The sequence below is a fragment of the Sphingopyxis sp. H073 genome, from assembly GCF_001468395.1.
In the GTDB taxonomy this organism is placed as follows: Bacteria; Pseudomonadota; Alphaproteobacteria; order Sphingomonadales; family Sphingomonadaceae; genus Sphingopyxis.
Genome location: NZ_LNSG01000004.1, coordinates 378,873 through 399,248 on the forward strand (window position 1 = coordinate 378,873; position 20,376 = coordinate 399,248).

The following is a 20,376-nucleotide window of genomic DNA, read 5'->3' on the forward strand; positions in this document are numbered from 1 at the left end:
GCGCCGCGTGAGAATCCTGATCGTCACCGACGCCTGGGCGCCGCAGGTCAACGGCGTCGTCCGGACATTGCAGGCGACGATCGGCGAACTTGGCGCCAAGGGGCATGAGGTGGGCGTGATTTCGCCAGACCTGTTCCGCTCGATCCCCTGCCCGACCTATGGCGAAATCCGCTTGGCCTTCGCAGGACGGCGTGCGGTCGGCCGGCGCATCCGCGCCTTCGCCCCGCAGGCGATCCACATCTCGACCGAAGGACCGCTTGGCCTCGCGGCGCGGCGCTGGTGCCTGCAGAATCATTTTCCCTTCACGACCGCCTATCACACGCGCTTCCCCGAATATGTCGCGGCGCGGCTGCCGGTGTCGCCCGACTTCGTTTGGCGCTTCATCCGCTGGTTCCACCGCCCGGCGCAGCATATCATGGTCGCGACGCGCAGCCTCGCGCACGAGCTTGCCGCGCAGGGCCTGACGCAAACGATGATGTGGGAACGCGGCGTCGACCATGCGCTGTTCCGACCCGACCGCGCCCCCCTCTGCGCGTTCGACGGCTTGCAGCGGCCGATCCAGCTCTACGTCGGCCGCGTCGCGGTCGAAAAGAATATCGAGGCTTTCCTCGAAACCGCGCAGCCCGGAACGAAGGTCATCGTCGGTGACGGCCCCGCGCTCACCGAATTGCAGGCGCGCTATCCCGAAGCCCGCTTCCTTGGCAAGCTCGGTGGCGAAACGCTCGCGGCCGCCTATGCCGGGGCCGACGTCTTCGTCTTCCCGAGCCGTACCGACACCTTCGGGCTTGTCGTCATCGAGGCGCTGTCGTGCGGCACGCCGGTCGCCGCCTATCCGGTTCCCGGGCCCGGCGACATCATCCGCGACAGTGCAGGTGCGCTGGACGACAACCTCGATCGCGCGATCGCCATGGCGCTGGCGTGCAGTCGCGCCGACGCTGCCGCGCTGGGCGCGCGCTACAGCTGGGAAGCCTGCACCGTGCAGTTCCTGCAAGCGCTGACCTTCGTCCCGTCAGGCGAGACCTCGGAAATCGAACCGCTGATGGCAACGCCCAGCCTCGCCTAGCGTCTGAACCCTAGAAAGACTTGCGCCACTCAAGCTCGACATAGCGGCCCAGCGGGTCGGTATATCCCGGCTGGTAGTTGATGGGCACCAGCCCGTTCGCGTCGGTGATGCGGCGCTGGGCGTCGAACAGATTGTCGACCGACAACCGCAGGCGCGAGCCCTTCAGGAAAGGAAGATTCTTCGTTATTTCGGGTTTCTGGCTGAAATCGACAAAGAAACGCAGGTTGAAAGTCGCTAGGTCGCCGAACTTCAGGTCGCCCGCGCTGCCGCCGGTGACCGTGCTGCCGCTGTCATATTTCGCGCTGACGCGCGCGCCGAGCCCCTTGTAGAAGACCCCGCCGTCCAGCTCGACGAGATTGCGGTTGCTGCCGCCGCCATTGCCCGTTGCCGAGCCGTTCAAAAGGTCGAGTTCGGGCACACCCGGACGGATCAGCACCGTGTCGGTCAGCTTGATCGTATGATAGAGCGACACCTGCCAGCGCCCGCCCTGCGGCTGGCCGAACAGGCCGGGACCGCCGCGACCGCGGAAACCGCCGCCTCCACCGCCGCCCGGACCGCCTGGGCCACGCGGGCGCTCGGCGCCGGGTGCGCCGCCGGCGGGGCGAGGCCCGCCAGTCGGTCGCCCTGCACCGGGTCCACCCTGCGCGGGCTGGCCGAAGCTCTTGCCGAAGTTGAATCCCCAGCGGATCTGCGAGTTTTCGGTGCGGTCGAAATTGACCGGCCGCTGGTCGAGCGCGACGAGGACGCCGTTCGCATCGCGCGTCACGCGGTCGGGGAAAGCCGCCTCGATTTCGGGCGTCAGCAACGGGAAGCTGTTCGCCGTGTCATAGCTCTTGTTGCGGTTGTAATTGACCGAGACATTCAGCCCGTCGACCATCGGCAGCGACCAGTTCAGCCCCAGCTTGAGGTCGCGGCGCTGTTCGGCGCGCAGAAACGGATTGCCGCCCGTCGTCGTTGTGATCTCGACCGTCTGGCCGGTCGCGAAGTCGTAATAGGTGACCGCCGGCGTCACCAGCGGCGCAGCGCCAAGTTGCTGGATACCCGGTGCAGCCTCATCGCTGTTGAAGCTCGCGATCAGCGATAGATTTTTCGTGATCCCCCAGTTGAGGTTCGCACCCCAGCTCGTCAGCGACTGGAAATCGCTGGGGTTCGCCGCCTGACCACTGAGCGTCAGCGACACGGTGCCGATCTTTCCCACATTATAATCGGGATCGAGCAACGGGATGGTCAGCGACCCGAACACGCTCGGCAGGTCACGGCCGAGGTCGCTCGTCGTGATCGCGCCCGAGCGTTCGGAGCGGCTGTCGTAGCGGATGCCCGAATAGCTCCCCGTCATCGACAGGCGGATCGGCCCCGCCCAGCCCTCGGTCACGGTGCCCGACAGATTGCCGCTGCCCCCGAAGGTCTGCTGGCTGCTGTCGAACCGGTCGCGCGCGCCGCTGTCGCGGTCGGTGAAGGTCCGCTGGTCGGCATCGGCATAATTGCCCGACAGCGACCAGCGCCAGTCGCCGAGCATTCCGTTGACGCTCGCGGTCGAGGTCAGATTCGTGCTGCGGCTGTCGCGGGTCAGCGGATCGTCGACATTACCGTTCCGCGGCCCGAGGAACGACAGGCTGTCGGTCTGGTCGAAGCGAATGTTGAGCGACGCGTCGGTGACCTTGTTGAGGCTGCGCTGGATCGTCCCGTCGATCGAATAAGTGTCGGATTCGGGGAGCAGGCTGCGTCCGGTATCGCCCAGATCGCGCTCGCGTTCCAGGAGCATCGTGCTGTGCTCCCAACCGCCATTGAGGTTGACGCGGCCGTTCTTGCCGATCGCGACGAAGCTCGGCTCGATCTCGCTCTGGAAGCGGCCGCCCTGCGTCGGGATGCCGCCCTCGGCCTCGATCGCCAGCTGGCGGAAATTGGGCTTGAGCACGAGGTTCACGACGCGCTCGTCGGCCGAATAGCCGTATTGGAGCGCGACTTCCTCGGGGAAAATCTCGACCTTCGCGATCGCCTCGGGCGGTAGGTTCCGCACCTCGCCGAAGCCACCGATACGGCGCCCATTGACCAGGATCACCGGCCGGCCGCTTCCGCGCCCGCGGCCCGAGCGCGTCTGCGGCGCCAGCGCGGTGATCAGGTCGGCGACGTTGGAGACGCCATAGCTCGCGATCGCCGCCTCATCGAGTTCGGCCTCGGCCGCAATATCGGTCTCGAGCTGGCCGGCAAGCCGCGGCGCGGTGACGACGATCTCGTCGCCGTCGATATCGTCATAATCGTCGTCGGCCGCCGACGGCGCGGGATCCGCGGCGGGCTGATCGGCAACCGCGACGGCGGCAGCGGCTCCTTCGTCCTCCGCCATCGCGGGCATCGCCAGCGACGCGCCTGCGGCCAGCAAGATCGCGCGCGTGGAAAGGGAGAGGCGATATTTTTTCATTGGGGAGAGGCCTTGTTCTTTGTCTATCTTGGTTTTTTCTTGCCACGCCGGGGCTTAACGCGGCCTGACACGGCTCTTTGTTCGCGGTTCAGCTATGTCGCAATTGTCGCAACAATGTGTCGGGGCCACCCCCGTTCCACAAACGACCGATATCGACCGCTGGACAGCAGGGGCGCGCCTCTTTATCGGCCAGCCATGCCGACTCCCGACTCTCCCATCGCCCCTGAATCGATCCTGATCATCGACTTCGGAAGCCAGGTCACCCAACTTATCGCCCGCCGCGTCCGCGAAGCCGGTGTCTATAGCGAAATCGTCCCGTTCAGCGCCGCCGAAGCCGCGCTCGCGCGGATGCAGCCAAAGGGCGTGATCCTCTCGGGCTCGCCCGCATCGGTTCCCGCCGACGGCAGCCCCCGCGCGCCGCAGTCGGTGTTCGACAGCGGCCTTCCCGTCCTTGGCATCTGCTACGGGCAGCAGGTGATGAGCCAGCAGCTCGGCGGCCGCGTCGAACCCGGCGGCGTCGACGGCGAGCGCGACGGCGAGTTCGGCCGCGCCTTCCTGACCGTCACCGAACCCTGCGTGCTGTTCGACGGGCTGTGGAGCGTCGGCGAACGCCACCAGGTGTGGATGAGCCACGGCGACCGCGTCACCGAGTTCGCGCCCGGCTTCCGCATCGTCGCGGTCAGCGACGGTGCCCCCTTCGCGGTGATCGCCAATGATGAGCGCCGATATTACGGCACCCAATTCCATCCCGAGGTCGTCCATACGCCCGACGGCGCCAAGCTGATCGCCAATTTCGTCCGCCACGTCTGCGGCTGCGCGGGCGACTGGACGATGGCCGAGTTCCGCGCGACCAAGATTGCCGAAATCCGCGAACAGGTCGGCGACCAGCGCGTCCTCTGCGGCCTGTCGGGCGGCGTCGACAGCGCGGTCGCGGCGGTGCTGATCCACGAAGCGATCGGCGAGCAGCTCACCTGCGTCTTCGTCGACCACGGCCTGCTCCGCATGAACGAACGCGAGCAGGTCGAGCGCCTGTTCCGCGATCATTACAATATTCCGCTGGTGGTCGTCGATGCCGAGGAGCGCTTCATGAGCGGCCTCGCGGGCGTCACCGACCCCGAGGCGAAGCGCAAGTTCATCGGCGGCGAATTCATCAACGTGTTCGAGGAAGAGGCGAAGAAGATCGGCGGCGCCGACTTCCTCGCGCAGGGCACGCTCTATCCGGACGTAATCGAGAGCGTCAGCTTCACTGGCGGGCCGAGCGTGACGATCAAGAGCCACCACAATGTCGGCGGCCTGCCCGAACGCATGAACATGAAGCTGGTCGAACCGCTGCGCGAGCTGTTCAAAGATGAAGTCCGCCTGCTCGGCAAGGAACTGGGGCTTCCCGACATCTTCGTCGGCCGCCACCCCTTTCCCGGCCCCGGCCTCGCGATCCGCATCCCCGGGGAAGTGACCAAGGAACGCTGCGACATCCTGCGCAAGGCCGACGCTGTCTATCTCGAGGAAATCCGCAACGCCGGCCTATACGACGCGATCTGGCAGGCGTTCGCGGTGCTGCTCCCGGTCCGCACCGTCGGCGTGATGGGCGACTATCGCACCTATGACAGCGTCTGCGCGCTCCGCGCCGTCACCTCGACCGACGGCATGACGGCGGACATCTATCCCTTTGATGCGACCTTCCTGTCGCGCTGCGCGACCCGCATCATCAACGAGGTCGAAGGCATCAACCGCGTGGTCTATGACTATACGTCCAAACCGCCGGGCACGATCGAGTGGGAATGATTCGGGGCACGAAAAGCCCCGAAACCATGTCCAACTTCGAATTCCAACTATTTGGAAAATTTATTTTGTTGTCGATGTCAATCGACGACAATCGGTGGGCAGCCTTCGTTTCTGGCGGGTCGGCTGTCGGCCTTGGATACCCTTGTGCCTTCCAGAAATCGTGGATACCGTCAGGGACACATCAGCCCACGGCGGCATTTTTTCTCTAACATTCGGCAAAGCAGTGGTTTTTCGGGCGGGAGAGCTGCGTTTTGAGGCTGACGGTATTTTTCAGTCGGGGTACGACTCATGCTAACCGATTCAGAACTCAAGCATTTGAAACAAAAAGAAAAACCATATAAGGTCTCGGACTGTGATGGCACGTATGTGCTGGTCAATCCCCGCTGCACGATTTCCTTTGTGTGTGGGCTACCGTCTGCATAGCAGCGAGAAAAGAGGCGCATCAAGAAAGCAAAGAGCTTTGGCCAGTTCGGCGAGAAATGGCTGCAAGCGGCTCCCATGGCCGACAGCACGCGAGCTATGCGACGGTCGATTTTCGCACGGGAGTTGCTTCCGATCAAGCCAGTCTTCTTACCGAGATCACCGCCGTTGTCAGGTCGGCCCGGACGAACTTGACACCGCCGATGGGCTCGGGGTTGTCGCGGGCCGCGGTGATGACCCGGGCGCCGCCGGCGAGAAAGGGATCGACGGTGGCGCGACCGAGACCCTTGGTGCCGCCGCTGACGAGCACCCGCTTCCCCGCAAATTCGTTCGGATCAGCCTGGATGCTCACAGCGTGATCTCCAGCGTCTTGATAGTCTCGTTTTCGAGCGCAAAGGCGTAGGTGAAGCGGATCGGGCTGCCTTTGAAGTGGCCATGGGCGGGCCCTTCGACGACAACCTTGCCGTCTTCATGGCGGAGGCTGTCCGGCGTGAAGATTGCTTTCACGGCCACGACTTCCTGTTCGAACAAGGTCCGGAGTGCTGCTTGGCCCGCGTGCGGACGCCCGATGTCGAAGAGCACCGCATCGGCGGCAAAAGGCTTCAGCATGGCGTCAACGTCGAGCCGTGCGTTGGCCTCGATATAATCGGCGATGGGTTTCGGCAACGCGTCGAGAAGCGCTTCGGCGCCGCCGCGCTGATTGTCGTGGGCACTGGTCTGCATCTCGATTCTCCTTCGGTTTGGCTTGCCTCCCAATTAGTGCTTGAACATTGTGCGAATAAGTAGGTCAATTTTGGATGAGTTGATGAAGGATTCGGGATAATGAACCGATTGGCGCTTCGAGATTTTGATGCCGTGATCGCTGTGGCGCGGCGGGCATCCTTCCGGCAGGCGGCCATCGATCTGGACATGTCGACGACCGCGCTCAGCCATATGATTGCGCGGATCGAAGCCGAGCTTGGGGTGCGGCTGTTCAACCGGACGACGCGGAGCGTGGCACTGACCGACGCTGGACGGATCTTCGTCGATCGCCTCGGCCCCTCCCTTCAGGATGTCCGCGACGCCATCGAGATCGTGCGCGAGCGCCGCGGGACGCCGACGGGCATACTGCGCATCAACGCGCCACCCTTCGCCGCGCGCTCGCCCGTCTTCACAGATCTTATCCTCGCATATGCCCGCCGATACCCCGACATGCATGTCGATCTGGTGACCGAAGGGCAGCTGCGCGATATTGTCGCCGAAGGATTCGATCTGGGCGTTCGCGTCGCCTCCCTTGTGCCGTCCGACATGATTGCGCTGTCCCTCGGCGAGGCCCAGCGCTTTGCCGTCGTCGCCTCACCTGCCTATCTGGCCGAGCGACCGCATCCGTCGATACCGACCGATCTTGCCGGCCACGCCTGCATCCGCGTTCGCCTTCCCGATGGCTCGCTCTACCGCTGGCATTTCGCAAAAGGCGGCGACACGGCGCAGCTCGAGGTGAGCGGGCCCATGACCTTCGATGACCTTCCGCTATCCCTTGCCGCGGTCCGGGCCGGCCTGGGCATCGGCTTCTTTTTCGAACAGGACGTCGTCCAAGATATCAAAAAAGGGACACTTGTCCGCCTGCTCGCAGACTGGACACCGCCCTTCCCTGGGCTTTGCCTATATTACCCCGGGAGGCGTCACCCTTCAGCCGGCCTCTCCGCATTTCTTTTGCTCGCACGCGAATTGGGGAAGAAGAATTAGCGGCGCTTGGCCAAGTTGATACGGTCGGGTCTCAACGCACCATTCACGATGACCGCCGTTCCCCAAAAGTCGGGAAGCTGCGGGCTGCTCGGCTTCGGAACCGCCGGCAACGACACGCATTCGGTGCAGTTCGAAGGGTCAGTCGCCTATCAGCTGTCGCGCCGCGCAGTGATCGGCGGCGAATATCGCACCAAGCCCGACAATCTGGCGATCGCGCGCGAGAATGATTGGTGGGATCTGTTCGCGGCCTATGCGTTGACAAGAAACCTTACCGTCACCGCGGCTTATGTCGATCTCGGCTCGATCGCCACCTTCGACAAGCAGCGCGGCGGATTCCTGTCCGCCCAGCTCGCCTTTTAAGGGGTCCGCCATGTTTCTGATCGCTGCCGCCCTGCTCCTGCAACCCGCCGCCGAACCGCCCACCGATTGGGACAAGGAATTCGGTGTCGAGGAAAAGCAGCGCGACCCGGCCACCGGCGAATTGCCGGTCGACCCTTATGTTCGGGACAATCGCAATGCGGGCGCAACGCCCTTTGCCGGCACCGCGATGGCCGAGGCCTTTGGCGGACAGGACGGCATCCGCCGCATCGCCAGCCGCACGGCCGAATTGTCGGAAGCCGATCCGCGCATCGCCGCGATCTTTGTGTCGCACGACATGGTCCGGCTGAAACGCACCTTGTTCGAACAATTCTGTTATATCCTGAACGCCGGGTGCGATTACAGCGGCCGCGACATGGCGGCATCGCACAAGGATCTGGGCATCCGGATGCGCGACATGAACGCGCTGGTAGAAAATCTGCAGGCCGCGATGCGCGAAGAAAACATCGCCTTCGCCGCGCAGAACCGGTTCCTGAGCAAGCTGGCGCCGATGTCGGGGGACGTAATCGTGCGGTAGATCCGCGCAGGGACTGCAAGTTCCGAGTCAGTTTGGGCCGGTGCGGATCTTTCAGATTCCCGGCCTGCGGCGCGCGACGATCTTGATCTCGACCAACCCCCGATCGGGGACCAAGCGGGTCACGCCGATCGCGGTCCATGCGGGGAATGGTCCGCGAATATAGCGATGCTTCACCTTCTTGAAGACTTCGATTTGCGCGGGCATGTCCGTGTGAAAGCTGGTCATCTCGACCACACCGTCAAAGCCCGCCCCCGAACGTTCGAGCACGTCGCCGATCCTCTGGAAAGCCCGCTCGAAAGCGGCCTCCTGATCGGCGATCGTCTCGTCCGGGCGAAGCCCCGCCACCACACCCGACAGCCAAACACGGTCTCCGTCGACAACCGCGTCCGCATAGCCCCATTCTTCCAGATCGCGTTGGCGTTCGCGTTGCACGGGGACGATGACATTCTGCGACGTGCGCGCATAAGGCTCCTCGGTCGCGCCGGCGGCCGGCTGTATCGCGGCGCCGGCGGCTGCGAGCAGGGAAAGCAGCATTGATTTTTCCTTATCGACGATGGTCACGGGATGGCGTGCGCGGATTGGCCCGCCTCAGGCGCTAGCGCGGGCGAAGCGCCGCGATCGCTCCGCTGTCCAGCATATCATGAATGGTCCCGGTGATGTCGGCGCCGGGATAGAGCGCGTGCGCGGCCGCCGTGGACACGCCGATCGTTTCACCGATGCGCAGGCCCGACAGGATACGGTGTGCGGCAGGGCCGATCCGGCGGGCCTCGACGCGATCGGCTGGACGGGTGATCAGCACCCCTTCCGCTTTCCATTCGGTCGCGACCTCGGCACGCGACGGTGCGAAATGGCCGAGCCAGATCGAGGGAGCGGGCACCGCGAACCATCCGAAACGCGTCGCGGCGTGCAGTTTGACGCGGCTCGCCGACCATTGCTGGGCTGTCATGGCCGCGATGACGTCCCGCGATACCGGCGTGTCGGCGGGCGCACGCGCCGCGGCGTGATGTAATCGGTCGATCGCCGCGACCGACGACAGATAGGGCAACACGCGGCCCAACTTGCGGCCCACGATCCATTCTGGAAAGCGACAGCCATAGGCGGCAAGGTTCGGGTCGGTCGGCGGCACTTCCGCGACGAACTCGGCCGCGAGGTCGGCAAAGGACAGATGTCCCAGGATCGCGCCGACCACCGGATAATTTGCGGCGAGCGCTTCGGCGGCGGCGGCCGACGGAATCGCATGATAGGCGGCGTGCGATACGCACGACCGCGAGCGCGTGTCGGCGACCGTCCGCCGGACGGCAGCAAGATCAGACATGATGGCATCCTCTCCACAGGATGGGTGTCGCGGCGCAGGGCCGGGACGCCTCGAAGATATTGGCGCGTCAGCGCTTTTTGGGGGTCAGCGAGCCGACGCCCTTCGGCGTCCTGATTTTCGCGCAGCTGCCCTTCGCGACATATTTCCAGGCATTGCCCTGATAGTCGGTGGTCGAGGTCCCTGCGCAGCTCGTACCCGGGCCTGCAGCGCAGTCATTCTTGCCCTTGAGCGCGATGCCATAGCATTTGTCCTTGCCAGGCTGCGGCGCGACCGGGCCCGCCTGGACGGCGGCTGTGGCGAGAACCGAGAGGGTGGCGGCGGCAAGCGCAATGGTCGACTTGTTCATGATGAAAACCTTTCCGTTGTTGGCGCCCGAAGGGCGTATCCGTTCTTTCGACCAAAACGGGTGCCGCGTCCGCTACCCAGAGCGCATCGTTTCGATGCGAAAGCCGTCAACCGCAGGTCGGCTCGACCATGTGGCCGCCGATCGCCTCATGCAGGATGAAGCCTTCGAGCGGGTCGAAATCGCCGCGCCACGGCGCCGCCTCCAGCGTCCGCATCGTGTCCGCATATCCCGCCTCGCGGCGCTGGCGAATGCCCGACGGGCTGAAGTCGATATCCTTGCTGTGATCCTCGTTCGCGAGCGCCGGCGCCAGCAGCCGGATCACATGCATCCGCGTCGGGCAGCCATAGGCCGCCAGTTCGGCGACGCCCGGCTTCGCGCGGCTTCCGTCGGGGAGTAGCGCGGTCAGTTCGGTGATAACGTGGCGGAGGCGGTGGAGCTGTCGCTGGCGGCGGATATGCGTGCCTGCGCGGCTCGCATATTGGACATCCTTCTGGCGGTTCATCACGTCCCAGATCGTCTCGGGCTCGGGTCCGTGCGAATTCCAGATATGGACCGCATAGACCATCGAATCGCGGCGCGGATTGTCGTCGAACACGACCTCGACCGGCGTGTTCGAGAGGATGCCGCCGTCCCAGTAAAGCTCGCCGTCGATCCGCACCGCGGGGAAAGCCGGCGGCAGCGCGCCCGACGCCATGACATGGTCGAGGCACAGCGGCCGGTCGCGCGAGTCGAAATAATGCATCTCGCTTGTCGTCACCGCCGATGCGCCGACCGTCAGCCGCATGTCGCCGCCGTTGATACGGTCGAAGTCGATCAGGTCGGAGAGTGTCGTGCGCAGCGGCTGCGTCGAGTAATAGCCCGCCTGCTCGGCGCCGAGTGTCGCATAGACGCTGCCGAAGGCGCCGGGATTCGGGGTAAAGAAGGTCGGCAGGCCGCCGACCACGGTCGTGAAGTTGCGAAAGAAGCTCGCGACCTGCGCGGGCAGCGCTTCGTCGAAGACATGGCCATGTTCGACACGGCGCCAGAATTCGGTGAGGCTGTCGAGCCGGTCGTCGAACGCATTGCCGGCGATGATCGCGGCGTTGATCGCGCCGATCGATGTCCCGATCACCCAATCGGGTTCGACCCCCGCTTCGTGGAGCGCCTGATAGACACCGACCTGATAGGCGCCGAGCGCGCCGCCGCCCTGCAGCACGAGCACCTGCTGGCCGTGCGCTTCGAGTTCCTTGGAAAGATTCATGCTTGGTCTCCATGCAGCGAGGCGTCGCCGCCGGTGATCAGCCGCGCGCCGCGTTCGAAAGTGAGGTAGTTCCAGAGCCAGTTCGCACCGACGAGCAGCCGGTTGCGAAAACCCGCGAGGAAGAAGATGTGCGCCGTGGTCCAGACGAACCACGCGAACACGCCCGACAGCCGCAGCCAGCCGAAATCGATGACCGCACGGTGGCGACCGATCGTCGCGAGATTGCCATAGTCGCGGTAACGGAAGGGCTTTGTGCGGCCGCGCAGGATCTGCTCGCCGACATGGCGTCCCTGCTGCTTCGCGACCGGCGCGATGCCGGGCAGGCAGCGCCCCGCGGCATCGGTGAAAGCGGCAGTGTCGCCGATCGCATAGACGCCGTCATGCCCCGGTACCGACAAGTCGGGATCGACGACAACGCGGCCGACGCGATCGGCTTCGACATTCAACCACGTCGCCGCAGGCGAGGCGCGAACCCCTGCCGCCCAGACGACGGTATGCGTCGGCACGCGAGTCCCGCCGACTTCGATATAGGCATCGGTGATCGCGCTGACGCGTTGATCGGTCATCACGGTGACGCCGAGATCCTCGATCGCCTTTCGCGCCTTGTCCGACAGCGCGGGTGGAAAGGAGGCGAGCAGGCGCGGGCCGGCCTCGACCAGCAGCACCTTCGAGCAATGCGGCGTGATGCTGCGGAAATCCTGCGACACCGATCGCCGCGCAAGCTCGGCAACCGCGCCCGCCATCTCGACGCCGGTAGGCCCGCCGCCGACGATGACGAAGGTCAGCAACGCCTGCCGCCGCAAGGGATCGGGCTCGGTCTCGGCGCGCTCGAGCGCGAGCAGCACCTTGCGGCGCACCGTCGTCGCGTCGTCGATCGACTTGATACCGGGGGCGTGCGCCTCCCACTCCTCGCGCCCGAAATAGCTGTGCCGCGCGCCGGTCGCGACGATCAGCCGGTCGAAGCGCAGCGTGCGGCGGCTGGCGAGCAGTACCCGGCGATCCGCCGCGTCGATGTCGACGACGGTGTCGAGCAGCACGCGGACATTCTTGTGATGGCGCAGGATCGAGCGGATCGGCGCCGCGATATCGGCCGGGGACAGTCCGGCCGTCGCGACCTGATAGAGCAAGGGCTGGAACAGGTGATGATTGCGCTGGTCCACCAGCGTCACGCGCACATTGCCGCGCGCGAGCGTGCGTGCGGCGGCCAGGCCGCCGAAGCCGGCACCGACGATCACGACATGGAGGGGGGAGCCGCCGGTTTTCATCGCCCGATGCTTCGCCACGAGAACCGGACCGGAACGCCGCGCGGGGGGACGGCCCCCTCGCCGCGCGGCGCCGGTTGCACCTGCCTGGACACGAAGAAAGCGGCAAGGTGCGGCGGCAACGGCGCGCGCATTCTGGCCGGGGGCGTCATTGCGCCGTCCATCCGCCATCGACCGGCAGCGCGGTGCCGGTGATCGACTGCCCACCCTCCGAACAGAGGAACGCCGCCAGCGCGCCGAGCTCGTCGACGCTCGCAAATTTCTTGCTCGGTTGCGCGGCGAGGAGGACGTTTTCGATCACCTCTTCGCGGCTGATCCCGCGCGCGTTCGCGGTATCGCCGATCTGGTTCTCGACCAGCGGCGTCCAGACATAGCCGGGGCAGATCGCGTTGCAGGTCACGCCGTGCCGCGCGCCTTCGAGGGCGACGGTTTTCGTCAGCCCGACGATGCCATGTTTTGCGGCGACATAGGCGCTCTTGAAGGGCGAGGCGACGAGGCCGTGCGCGGAAGCGACATTGATGATCCGTCCCCAGCCCGCTTTCTTCATCGGGCCGAAGGCGGTGCGGATCGCGTGAAACGCGGCCGACAGGTTGAGCGCGAGGATCGCGTCCCATTTATCCGCTGGAAAATCCTCGATCGGGCTGACGTGCTGGATGCCCGCGTTGTTGACGAGGATGTCGACGCGACCGAAGCGCGACAGGCTGTTGTCGACCAGCGCCACCGCGCCATCGGGCTGCAGCAGGTTGGCGCCGTCATAATCCACCCGGACGCCGTGCGCGTCAGCAAGCTCGCGGCGCACCGTTTCGATCTGCCCGGCGTCGCCGAGTCCGTTGATCACGATGTCGGCGCCCGCGGCGGCTAGCGCGCGGGCGATACCGAGGCCGATCCCGCTCGTCGATCCGGTAACGATGGCAACGCGCCCGGCGAGGGGCCGGGCGGGCTTGAGTTCGGCCAGCGGCTGAACGGTCATCATGCTTCTCCTCCATTGGGTCGGGAGAAACTATGCCGACGCCGACCCGGCCGCTGAAATGCCGTTCGTGCATCGAAACGATGCGGACAATCGAATGTCCGCGCGGCGGGGGCCCGGCTAGTTTGATGAAGCCCCGGGAAGCGGCGCAGCCGTTACCGACCCCCGCTCCCCTGCGTCGGCGTCGCCGCTTTCCGGGGCTTCAGCTTTCTTTCAGGCAAAAGGAATATCGCAATGACGTTCAATCGCATGACCCTCGCGGTTCTCGCGGCAACGGCCAGCTTCGTGGCCGCGACCCCGGCCTTCGCCGGCACCTGCCCCGCGGGCAAGACAGCCGCCAACGCGCTCGACGGCGCGCCGACCGCGCCCTCCAACGTCACCGACACCGTGATCGGTTCGGTCGACCTCGCCAAGGAAATCGGCGTTGCGAACCGCGACCTCAGGATGCGCCGCCTCGTCGTCCAGCCGGGCGGCATCGTCCCGCTTCACAGCCACGCCGGACGCCCCGCGCTGATCATCGTCGTGTCAGGCGCGGTCACCGAATATCGCAGCAGCTGCTCGGTCGGCATCGACCACGCCGCCGGCGACATCTCGAGCGAGTCCGACGGTATTTCCCACTGGTGGCGCAACAACGGAAAGACTCCTGCCGTGCTCCTGTCGGCCGACGTCAAGGCGCGCGACTGACCCAGGGCCAAGCGAGTGTGTCCAAGCCTCCGTCCCGGACCGCTCCCGGCGCGGCCCCGGCGCATTGTCGCCGGAGCCGCGCCGTCCCCGTTTTCGCGTCCCATATCCTTGCCCAAGGAAAACTGATTTGACCGACTCCTATCGCACCGGGATCGATATCCTCTCGCAAACCGGATCGACGCAGGACGAGCGTCGCAACCGCGCCGCCGAAGTCGCGCCCGACTTCGTGCGAACCGCCGTCGGCTTCACCTATGGCGACATTTTTGCCCGCCCCGGGCTCGACCTCCGGGTGCGCGAAATGGCGGCGATCGCCGCCTTCGCCGCGCTCGGCCGATCGACACTGCAGCTTCGCCAGCATGTCGAGGCCGCGCTCCATGTCGGCTGGAGCAAGGAGGAGGTGATCGAGGTGCTGATCCAGACCGCCGCCCATGCCGGTGTCGCGATGGCGATCGACGCCATCGCCGACTGCCACGACCTGCTTGTCGAATCCGCCGGCGCTTCTTCCGACTGCTGCTGATCTCAGACCGCGAGCGCGGGCCAGCCGTGCCGCCGCGCCTCGCGGACGAACGCGCCCACCGCGGGCGAATGCGGGCGGCCGCGCACCGTCGCGAGATAGACCGTGCGGCTATATTCGGGCTCGATCAGTGGTCGGACCACCAGGTCGGGATCGGTGACGCTGGACTCGGGGAAAAAGCCAAAGCCGAGACCCGCCTTGATCATCTTCTGCACCCGTTCGTCGCGCGGCGAACTGAACACCTTTTTCGGAAAAACGTGCCGCTTCACAAAATCGCGCGCGACCGTCTTGAAGACTTCGCAAGTCGATCGTCCGACATAGGGCTCGCCGTCGAGATCGGCGACCCGGATCGCGTTGCGTTCGGCAAGGCGATGCCCCGGCGGCAACAGGATGACGAAGCGTTCCTCGAAGATCGGCAGCTGATGGAATTGCTCGGGCAAATCGTCGGGCACGCCGACAAGGCTCAGGTGGATATCGCCCTTCTCCAGCGCGTCGATCATCATCGACGCCTCGCCGTCGATCACCCGCACCTCGATATCGGGATGCGCGGCCCGGAAACGGACGATCAGGTCGGCGATCAGATCGGGACCGATCGTGCACATCGCCCCCAGGGTCAGCGTGACATGCTCGGCCTTCTTCGCCGACGCTGCGGCCACCTTGGCGGCGCGCGCGCTTTCGGCGACGCTTTCGAGATAGGGCATCATCATCCGCCCGAGTTCGGACAGGTGCGTGTTGTTGCGCTCGCGGTGGAACAGCGGCCCGCCGAGTTCATGCTCGAGCTGTTGGATCGCGCGAGTCAGCGCGGGCTGGCTGACATTGCAATGTTCCGCCGCGCGCGTGAAGTTGAGCGTCTGCGCGAGCGCGACGAAATAGCGGATCTGTTGCATTTCCATAAGCGTCGTCCCCAAAGCAACGCGGCATCAAGACTATCAGCAACCAAGCGCGGCCGCCAGTTTTCAAGGCTTCGCGGTGCGAGCCTCGCCGGTTACAGCCGAAAGCCGGATCGCGAGCGCGATGGCGAGCGCCATCGTCGCGACGGCGACCCACGCATGCGGCAGCAATGCCGGCAGGCCGAGCAGGATCAGCCCGTCGTTGCTTCCCGGCACGAGCGAGGCGCCGATCCCCATCAGCGCGCCGCCGACGAGGCAGCGCAGCACGTCCGGAACGCGCGGTCGCTCGCGGCGCAGCTTGCCCGCGATCGCGCCGCCCGCCACCGCTCCGCCGAACAGCGCGGCGACCATCAGCACGCGCAGCGACAGCATCGCATCCATCGACCGCGCAAGTGCCGCAAGCGCGTCGGTATAGGCCCAATAGCCCGCGCTGAGCAGCGTCGTCACGAAGGTCACCGCGATCAGCAGCGTCGCTCGGTGCGGGTGCCACAGATGGCGTCCGATATGCCGGGCCGACATCGCCTGGATGACGCGCCAGATAGCCAAGAGCGCGAACAGCACCATGATGATTACGCCGTCGGGCCCGGCGCCGAACGATGACCCCGCATGGCCCATCGGTGCCTCCACCGGAATCAGGCAGCCGAGGAAGAAACCGACCGGTGTCGCCAACCACGCCCATTGCCCCGCCCCGATCCGGGCGACGGCGCCAAACACGCACGAGCGATTGACCCACGCGCCGACACCCAGCAGCACGCCGCCCGCGACGGTCCAGCCGGTGACAGCATAGGCGGCGGGCGTCATATGCAGCCATCCCGCCGCCGCCGCGATCGCAGCGAGCCCGCCAACCCAGATCGCGGCTTCGGCAAGCGCGGCGGCGCGACCGAAGCGCCGCTCGCTGATCGCCTCATCGAGCGCGGCCACCATACAGGTCGCACCGCGCTGGATGGCAAGCCCCATCAGCGCGGCGGAGACGAGCGCAACGGCAAGGATGCCGGCGGACGGAATCATTGCGTGGCGGCGCTCGCAATCGAGGCGGCGACCTCGCCAGCCATCTTGAACTGCGCGGCGCGGTCATTGATGCGGTAGCGCCTGGCGATCGCGCCGAAGTCGGTCCACGACACGGTGACGGCGCCCACAGCGTCCTCGGTCACGAGCATCCGCACCGGCCAGTCCAGCCCTGCGAGCGGGTTCGATTGCAGGAATTGCACCCCCAGCGGCGGGTTGCCGAACAGGACGAGCGTCGAGCGCTTCAGCGGCAGGTTCGCGCCGCGCGCGAGGTCGGCCTGGTCGATCGTCGCGAAATGGCGAATGCCCTTTACAGCGACATCGGCGGTAAGCTTCGAGACCGTTTCGTCGAAGCTGTTGGCGCTACGAAGCGAGAGGACATCGGCGGCTGTTTCGGCGCGGACGGCCGCCCGCTGTGCATGAGCGATCGGGACGGCCGCTACGAAGGAAGCGGAGATGAATAGCGGGATCAGAAACTTGAAGCGGTTCATGGGCGAACTCCTGCGAAAGATTGTCGCCGACAGTATCGTGCCCCGCCGCCGCGCAGGAAAATCGCCCTTGGCTATGGGTTCGATGCGCTGCCGCTATTGGAGCGCCGAGCTCACAATCCTGGCGCCGGACCGGCCGATTGCGGAGATTCGGCGGAGGCCGCCGATCGAGCAGGTCCTGCGGCAGAAGGGCTGCGGGTCGCTTCGGACGAAAAATTATCCCCTGCCGCTGTTTCAGCGCTTAGGGTCAGGACCTTAAAGGATCATCGGACTTTTGAACGGGAGTGAGAATACATGGACAGCCCTGAACGCATCGAAACCGAAGCCTCGGGCGGCTGCCAGTGCGGGGCGGTGCGCTGGCATGTCACCGCGGTGCTCGACACGTCGCACATCTGCCACTGCCGCATGTGCCAGAAGGCCGCCGGCAATTTCTTCGCGGCGCTGATCGGGGTGCCGCGCGATGCGCTGACCTGGACGCGCGGGAGCCCTGCGACCTTCAACAGTTCGGACAAGGCCGCGCGCGGCTTTTGCCACGACTGCGGCACGCCGCTCACCTATGATTATTTCGACAGCAAGCACATCAACCTGACGACGGGCTCGTTCGACGAACCCGCGAAGTTCGCGCCGCGGATGCAGTTCGGCGTCGAAGGCCAGCTTGCCCTCTTCGCCGACCTGCCGATCAGCGCAGAAGGCACCACCGAAGAGACGATGAGCAGCGTCGCCGACGCGATCAAGGCGAGCAATCACCAGCATCCCGACCACGACACGCCGCACTGGCCCGCATAATTCGTCAAGCGCCTCCCCGTCGCCTGTGATATCTCCCTCATGGCTTTGGGGAGGGCTTGCGAATGGCGACACTGCCGATCGGAACGCGCATCAGCCGCGCACGACTGACGTGGGTCGTCGCGCTGATCGCACTGTCGGTCCTGCTCAACTACGTCGATCGCGGCGCGATCGGCGTCGCGGCGCCGCTGATGAAGGACGAGTTGCAACTCACCGCGACCGGCTTCGGGGTCGCGGTGTCCGCCTTTTTCTGGGTCTATGCGCCCGCCTGCCTGTTCGTAGGCTGGCTGTGCGACCGCTACTGCGTCTATCGGGTCTTCGCGTTCGGCGTCGCAATCTGGTCGATCAGCACCGCGCTCACCGGTTTCGTCGGCGGGCTCGCCTCGCTCGTCCTGTTGCGGCTGTTCCTCGGGCTCGGCGAGAGCATCGCCTTTCCGGGCAGCAGCAAGATTTTCGCTGCCGAAGTTCCGGTCGAGCGGCGCGGAATCGCCAATGCATCGGTGTCGGCGGCGCTCGCCTTCGGCCCGGCCGTCGGCGTCCTGCTCGGCGGCGTCATCCTTGGCGGATGGGGATGGCGCGCGGTGTTCTGGGTGTTCGGGCTCGGTACCCTCTTGTGGCTCGTACCTTGGCAAATCGCTTCCGCCCCGCTTCGCGCCCAAAGCATCGTCGCTCCGCCCGGCGAGCGCGTGTCGATCACCGGCCTGCTCCGTATTCCAACGCTTTGGCGCATGGGGTTCGTGCATTTCCTGTCCAACTACGGCTTTTATTTCGTCCTCGCCTGGCTACCGCTCTACCTCGTCAACTCGCGCGGCTATTCGATCGCCGAGATGACCGCGCTGACGACATTGAGCTTCACGACGCAGGGTGTCGTCGCGCTCGCAGGCGGCTGGTTCTCCGATCGGATGGTGGCCGGGGACGCGAACGAGGGCGAGCTTCGCCGCTCGCTGATGATCGCGGGCCAGCTCGCGACCGCTGCGGCGATCGCGGGGATCGCGGTCGCCGAAAGCTCGCTGATGCTCGGGATATGGCTCGCGCTCGCGGGTTTCGGAACCGGGCTGATCGCGACCAACCTGTTTGCGGTCGCGCAGATTTTTGCCGGTCCGCGCGCAGCGGGAAGCTGGGTCGGCGTCCAGAACGCGCTTGGCAATGTGTCGGGGATCGTCGGACCGATTATCACCGGACTGATCGTCGATTATCTCGGTGGCTATACCTATGCCTTCGCGACCGCGGCTGCGCTTGCCGCGCTCGGCGCTCTGCTCTGGTGGGTGCTGATCCCCGAAATCCGCACCCTCGACATCTGAAACCCGCACTGGCGAATCCCGGCGCGCGCGATTAGAGCCGCCGCATTCCAGCCACCGACGGAGCGCGCCCATGACCCCCACCGCCAAAATCCTGCTGCTCGGTTCGGGCGAACTCGGGCGCGAGTTCGTGATCTCGGCAAAGCGGCTCGGTTGCCATGTCGTCGCGTGCGACAGCTATGACGGCGCCCCCGCGATGCAGGTCGCCGACGAGCACGAGGTCTTCTCGATGCTAGACGGCGACGCGCTGCGCGCCGCAATTGAAAGGCACCAGCCCGACCACATCGTGCCCGAGGTCGAGGCGATCCGTACCGAAATCCTCGCCGAGGTCGAAGCAGAGGGCTTCCACGTCGTCCCCTCGGCGCGCGCGGCGCAGCTGACGATGAACCGCGATGCCATCCGCGACCTTGCCGCGAGCGAACTCGGCCTCAAAACCTCGACCTTCGAATATGCAACAAACCGCGAAGAACTGGCGAGCGCTGCCGCACGCATCGGATTTCCGCTCGTCGTAAAGCCCGTCATGTCCTCGTCGGGCAAGGGGCAGAGCACGGTCAAGGACGCCGAGGGGATCGATGCCGCGTGGGATTATGCCGCCGCCGGAATGCGCGGCGACCGGCTGCGCGTGATCGCCGAAGCCTTCATCGACTTCGACTATGAAATCACGCTGCTGACCGTCCGCCACAAGGATGGCGTGTCGTTTTGCCCGCCCATCGGCCACCGGCAGGAACGCGGCGACTATCGCGAAAGCTGGCAGCCCGCGGCGATGTCGGATGCTGCGCTCGCGAGTGCGCAAGATATGGCAACCAAGGTCGTTGGCGCACTCGGCGGGCACGGTATCTTCGGGGTCGAATTTTTCGTGAAGGGCGACGAGGTCATCTTCTCTGAGCTGTCACCCCGCCCGCACGACACCGGCATGGTCACGCTGATCTCGCAGGCGCTGTCGGAATTCGATCTCCACGCCCGCGCGATCCTCGGCCTGCCCATCCCCGCGATCGACGTTCCCGACGCCAGCGCCAGCGCGGTGCTGCTCGCCGACCGCGACGCGGTGGATTTCGCGATCACCGGACTCGCCGACGCATTGACCGCGCCCAATGCCGAGACCGCGGTCGATGCCCGCATCTTCAGCAAGCCCGTCACCCGCCCCTACCGCCGCATGGGCGTCGCACTCGCGAAGGTCGAAGTCGGCTCAACCGACGAGGCGCGTGCGGCGGCGGTCGCGGCGGCGGCCAAGCTGACGATCGAGTATCGCTGACAATTCCGCCGATCGGCGCTATGACGGCGCC

22 protein-coding genes are annotated in these 20,376 nt (G+C 65.7%); 10 read left to right on the forward strand and 12 right to left on the reverse strand.

What is annotated here, in order from left to right:
* Nucleotides 1–7 precede the first annotated feature (7 nt).
* Nucleotides 8–1,063 (forward strand): glycosyltransferase family 1 protein, encoded by a 1,056-nt coding sequence (locus ATE64_RS09885; RefSeq protein WP_058455402.1) that lies wholly within the window; start codon nt 8–10, stop codon nt 1,061–1,063.
* Nucleotides 1,064–1,073: 10 nt separating this feature from the next.
* On the opposite strand, the gene ATE64_RS09890 is transcribed toward ATE64_RS09885, so the two are convergent.
* A complete protein-coding gene (locus ATE64_RS09890) occupies nt 1,074–3,479 on the reverse strand; it encodes a TonB-dependent receptor plug domain-containing protein (RefSeq protein WP_058455403.1) in 2,406 nt (801 codons plus the stop codon).
* 195 nt (nt 3,480–3,674) lie between these two features.
* On the opposite strand from ATE64_RS09890, the gene guaA reads away from it, so the two are divergent.
* Nucleotides 3,675–5,261: a glutamine-hydrolyzing GMP synthase gene (gene guaA / locus ATE64_RS09895; protein WP_058455404.1), complete on the forward strand. Its 1,587-nt coding sequence runs from the start codon at nt 3,675–3,677 to the stop codon at nt 5,259–5,261.
* 556 nt (nt 5,262–5,817) lie between these two features.
* Here guaA and ATE64_RS09900 read toward each other — a convergent pair.
* Both ATE64_RS09900 and ATE64_RS09905 read right to left on the reverse strand, forming a co-directional pair.
* Complete coding sequence (locus ATE64_RS09900) at nt 5,818–6,033, reverse strand: hypothetical protein (RefSeq protein WP_058455405.1); 216 nt, start codon at nt 6,031–6,033, stop codon at nt 5,818–5,820.
* Complete coding sequence (locus tag ATE64_RS09905) at nt 6,030–6,404, reverse strand: nuclear transport factor 2 family protein (protein WP_058455406.1); 375 nt, start codon at nt 6,402–6,404, stop codon at nt 6,030–6,032. Before ATE64_RS09905 ends, ATE64_RS09900 begins: the two co-directional genes overlap by 4 nt.
* 99 nt (nt 6,405–6,503) lie before the next feature.
* On the opposite strand from ATE64_RS09905, the gene ATE64_RS09910 reads away from it, so the two are divergent.
* The 3 genes from ATE64_RS09910 to ATE64_RS09920 are packed head-to-tail and all read left to right on the forward strand — an operon-like array spanning nt 6,504 to nt 8,301.
* A complete protein-coding gene (locus ATE64_RS09910) occupies nt 6,504–7,406 on the forward strand; it encodes a LysR family transcriptional regulator (RefSeq protein WP_058455407.1) in 903 nt (300 codons plus the stop codon).
* Nucleotides 7,407–7,412: 6 nt separating this feature from the next.
* Complete coding sequence (locus ATE64_RS09915) at nt 7,413–7,766, forward strand: DUF3034 family protein (RefSeq protein ID WP_231729064.1); 354 nt, start codon at nt 7,413–7,415, stop codon at nt 7,764–7,766.
* A 10-nt stretch (nt 7,767–7,776) separates the two neighbouring features.
* A complete protein-coding gene (locus ATE64_RS09920; protein ID WP_058455408.1) occupies nt 7,777–8,301 on the forward strand; it encodes a group 1 truncated hemoglobin in 525 nt (174 codons plus the stop codon).
* A 51-nt stretch (nt 8,302–8,352) separates the two neighbouring features.
* Here the strand turns inward: ATE64_RS09920 and ATE64_RS09925 are convergent, their stop codons facing one another.
* The 6 genes from ATE64_RS09925 to ATE64_RS09950 all read right to left on the reverse strand — a co-directional run bounded on the left by ATE64_RS09925 (nt 8,353) and on the right by ATE64_RS09950 (nt 13,437).
* Entirely contained in the window at nt 8,353–8,835 is a 483-nt protein-coding gene (locus ATE64_RS09925) for a RidA family protein (protein ID WP_058455409.1), read from the reverse strand.
* 61 nt (nt 8,836–8,896) lie between these two features.
* On the reverse strand, nt 8,897–9,616 hold the full coding sequence (locus tag ATE64_RS09930; RefSeq protein WP_058455410.1) for a putative DNA-binding domain-containing protein: 720 nt from the start codon (nt 9,614–9,616) through the stop codon (nt 8,897–8,899).
* A 67-nt stretch (nt 9,617–9,683) separates the two neighbouring features.
* Nucleotides 9,684–9,962, reverse strand: coding sequence for a DUF2282 domain-containing protein (locus tag ATE64_RS09935; protein ID WP_058455411.1), 279 nt, complete (start codon nt 9,960–9,962; stop codon nt 9,684–9,686).
* 106 nt (nt 9,963–10,068) lie between these two features.
* The gene (locus ATE64_RS09940) at nt 10,069–11,202 is read right to left on the reverse strand and encodes a patatin-like phospholipase family protein (protein ID WP_058455412.1); all 1,134 of its coding nucleotides are present in this window, start codon (nt 11,200–11,202) and stop codon (nt 10,069–10,071) included.
* A complete protein-coding gene (locus ATE64_RS09945) occupies nt 11,199–12,467 on the reverse strand; it encodes an NAD(P)/FAD-dependent oxidoreductase (RefSeq protein WP_058455413.1) in 1,269 nt (422 codons plus the stop codon). The genes ATE64_RS09940 and ATE64_RS09945 overlap by 4 nt, the downstream gene beginning before the upstream one ends.
* A 145-nt stretch (nt 12,468–12,612) precedes the next feature.
* Nucleotides 12,613–13,437: a 3-hydroxybutyrate dehydrogenase gene (locus ATE64_RS09950; RefSeq protein ID WP_269433221.1), complete on the reverse strand. Its 825-nt coding sequence runs from the start codon at nt 13,435–13,437 to the stop codon at nt 12,613–12,615.
* Between the two features lie 228 nt (nt 13,438–13,665).
* On the opposite strand from ATE64_RS09950, the gene ATE64_RS09955 reads away from it, so the two are divergent.
* Both ATE64_RS09955 and ATE64_RS09960 read left to right on the forward strand, forming a co-directional pair.
* On the forward strand, nt 13,666–14,115 hold the full coding sequence (locus tag ATE64_RS09955; protein ID WP_058455414.1) for a cupin domain-containing protein: 450 nt from the start codon (nt 13,666–13,668) through the stop codon (nt 14,113–14,115).
* 127 nt (nt 14,116–14,242) lie between these two features.
* Nucleotides 14,243–14,632, forward strand: coding sequence for a carboxymuconolactone decarboxylase family protein (locus tag ATE64_RS09960; RefSeq protein ID WP_058455415.1), 390 nt, complete (start codon nt 14,243–14,245; stop codon nt 14,630–14,632).
* 2 nt (nt 14,633–14,634) lie between these two features.
* Here the strand turns inward: ATE64_RS09960 and ATE64_RS09965 are convergent, their stop codons facing one another.
* The 3 genes from ATE64_RS09965 to ATE64_RS09975 all read right to left on the reverse strand — a co-directional run bounded on the left by ATE64_RS09965 (nt 14,635) and on the right by ATE64_RS09975 (nt 17,015).
* Nucleotides 14,635–15,522 (reverse strand): LysR family transcriptional regulator, encoded by an 888-nt coding sequence (locus tag ATE64_RS09965; RefSeq protein ID WP_058455416.1) that lies wholly within the window; start codon nt 15,520–15,522, stop codon nt 14,635–14,637.
* A gap of 63 nt (nt 15,523–15,585) precedes the next feature.
* Nucleotides 15,586–16,527, reverse strand: coding sequence for a YeeE/YedE thiosulfate transporter family protein (locus tag ATE64_RS09970; RefSeq protein WP_058455417.1), 942 nt, complete (start codon nt 16,525–16,527; stop codon nt 15,586–15,588).
* On the reverse strand, nt 16,524–17,015 hold the full coding sequence (locus tag ATE64_RS09975; protein ID WP_058455418.1) for a DUF302 domain-containing protein: 492 nt from the start codon (nt 17,013–17,015) through the stop codon (nt 16,524–16,526). The genes ATE64_RS09970 and ATE64_RS09975 overlap by 4 nt, the downstream gene beginning before the upstream one ends.
* Before the next feature lie 291 nt (nt 17,016–17,306).
* On the opposite strand from ATE64_RS09975, the gene ATE64_RS09985 reads away from it, so the two are divergent.
* The 3 genes from ATE64_RS09985 (at nt 17,307) to purT (ending at nt 20,345) form a co-directional block, all read left to right on the forward strand.
* Nucleotides 17,307–17,798, forward strand: a complete 492-nt coding sequence (locus ATE64_RS09985; protein WP_058455420.1) for a GFA family protein — start codon at nt 17,307–17,309, stop codon at nt 17,796–17,798.
* A gap of 62 nt (nt 17,799–17,860) precedes the next feature.
* The gene (locus tag ATE64_RS09990; protein ID WP_058455421.1) at nt 17,861–19,096 is read left to right on the forward strand and encodes an MFS transporter; all 1,236 of its coding nucleotides are present in this window, start codon (nt 17,861–17,863) and stop codon (nt 19,094–19,096) included.
* Between the two features lie 70 nt (nt 19,097–19,166).
* On the forward strand, nt 19,167–20,345 hold the full coding sequence (gene purT, locus ATE64_RS09995; protein WP_058455422.1) for a formate-dependent phosphoribosylglycinamide formyltransferase: 1,179 nt from the start codon (nt 19,167–19,169) through the stop codon (nt 20,343–20,345).
* Nucleotides 20,346–20,376: the final 31 nt, after the last annotated feature.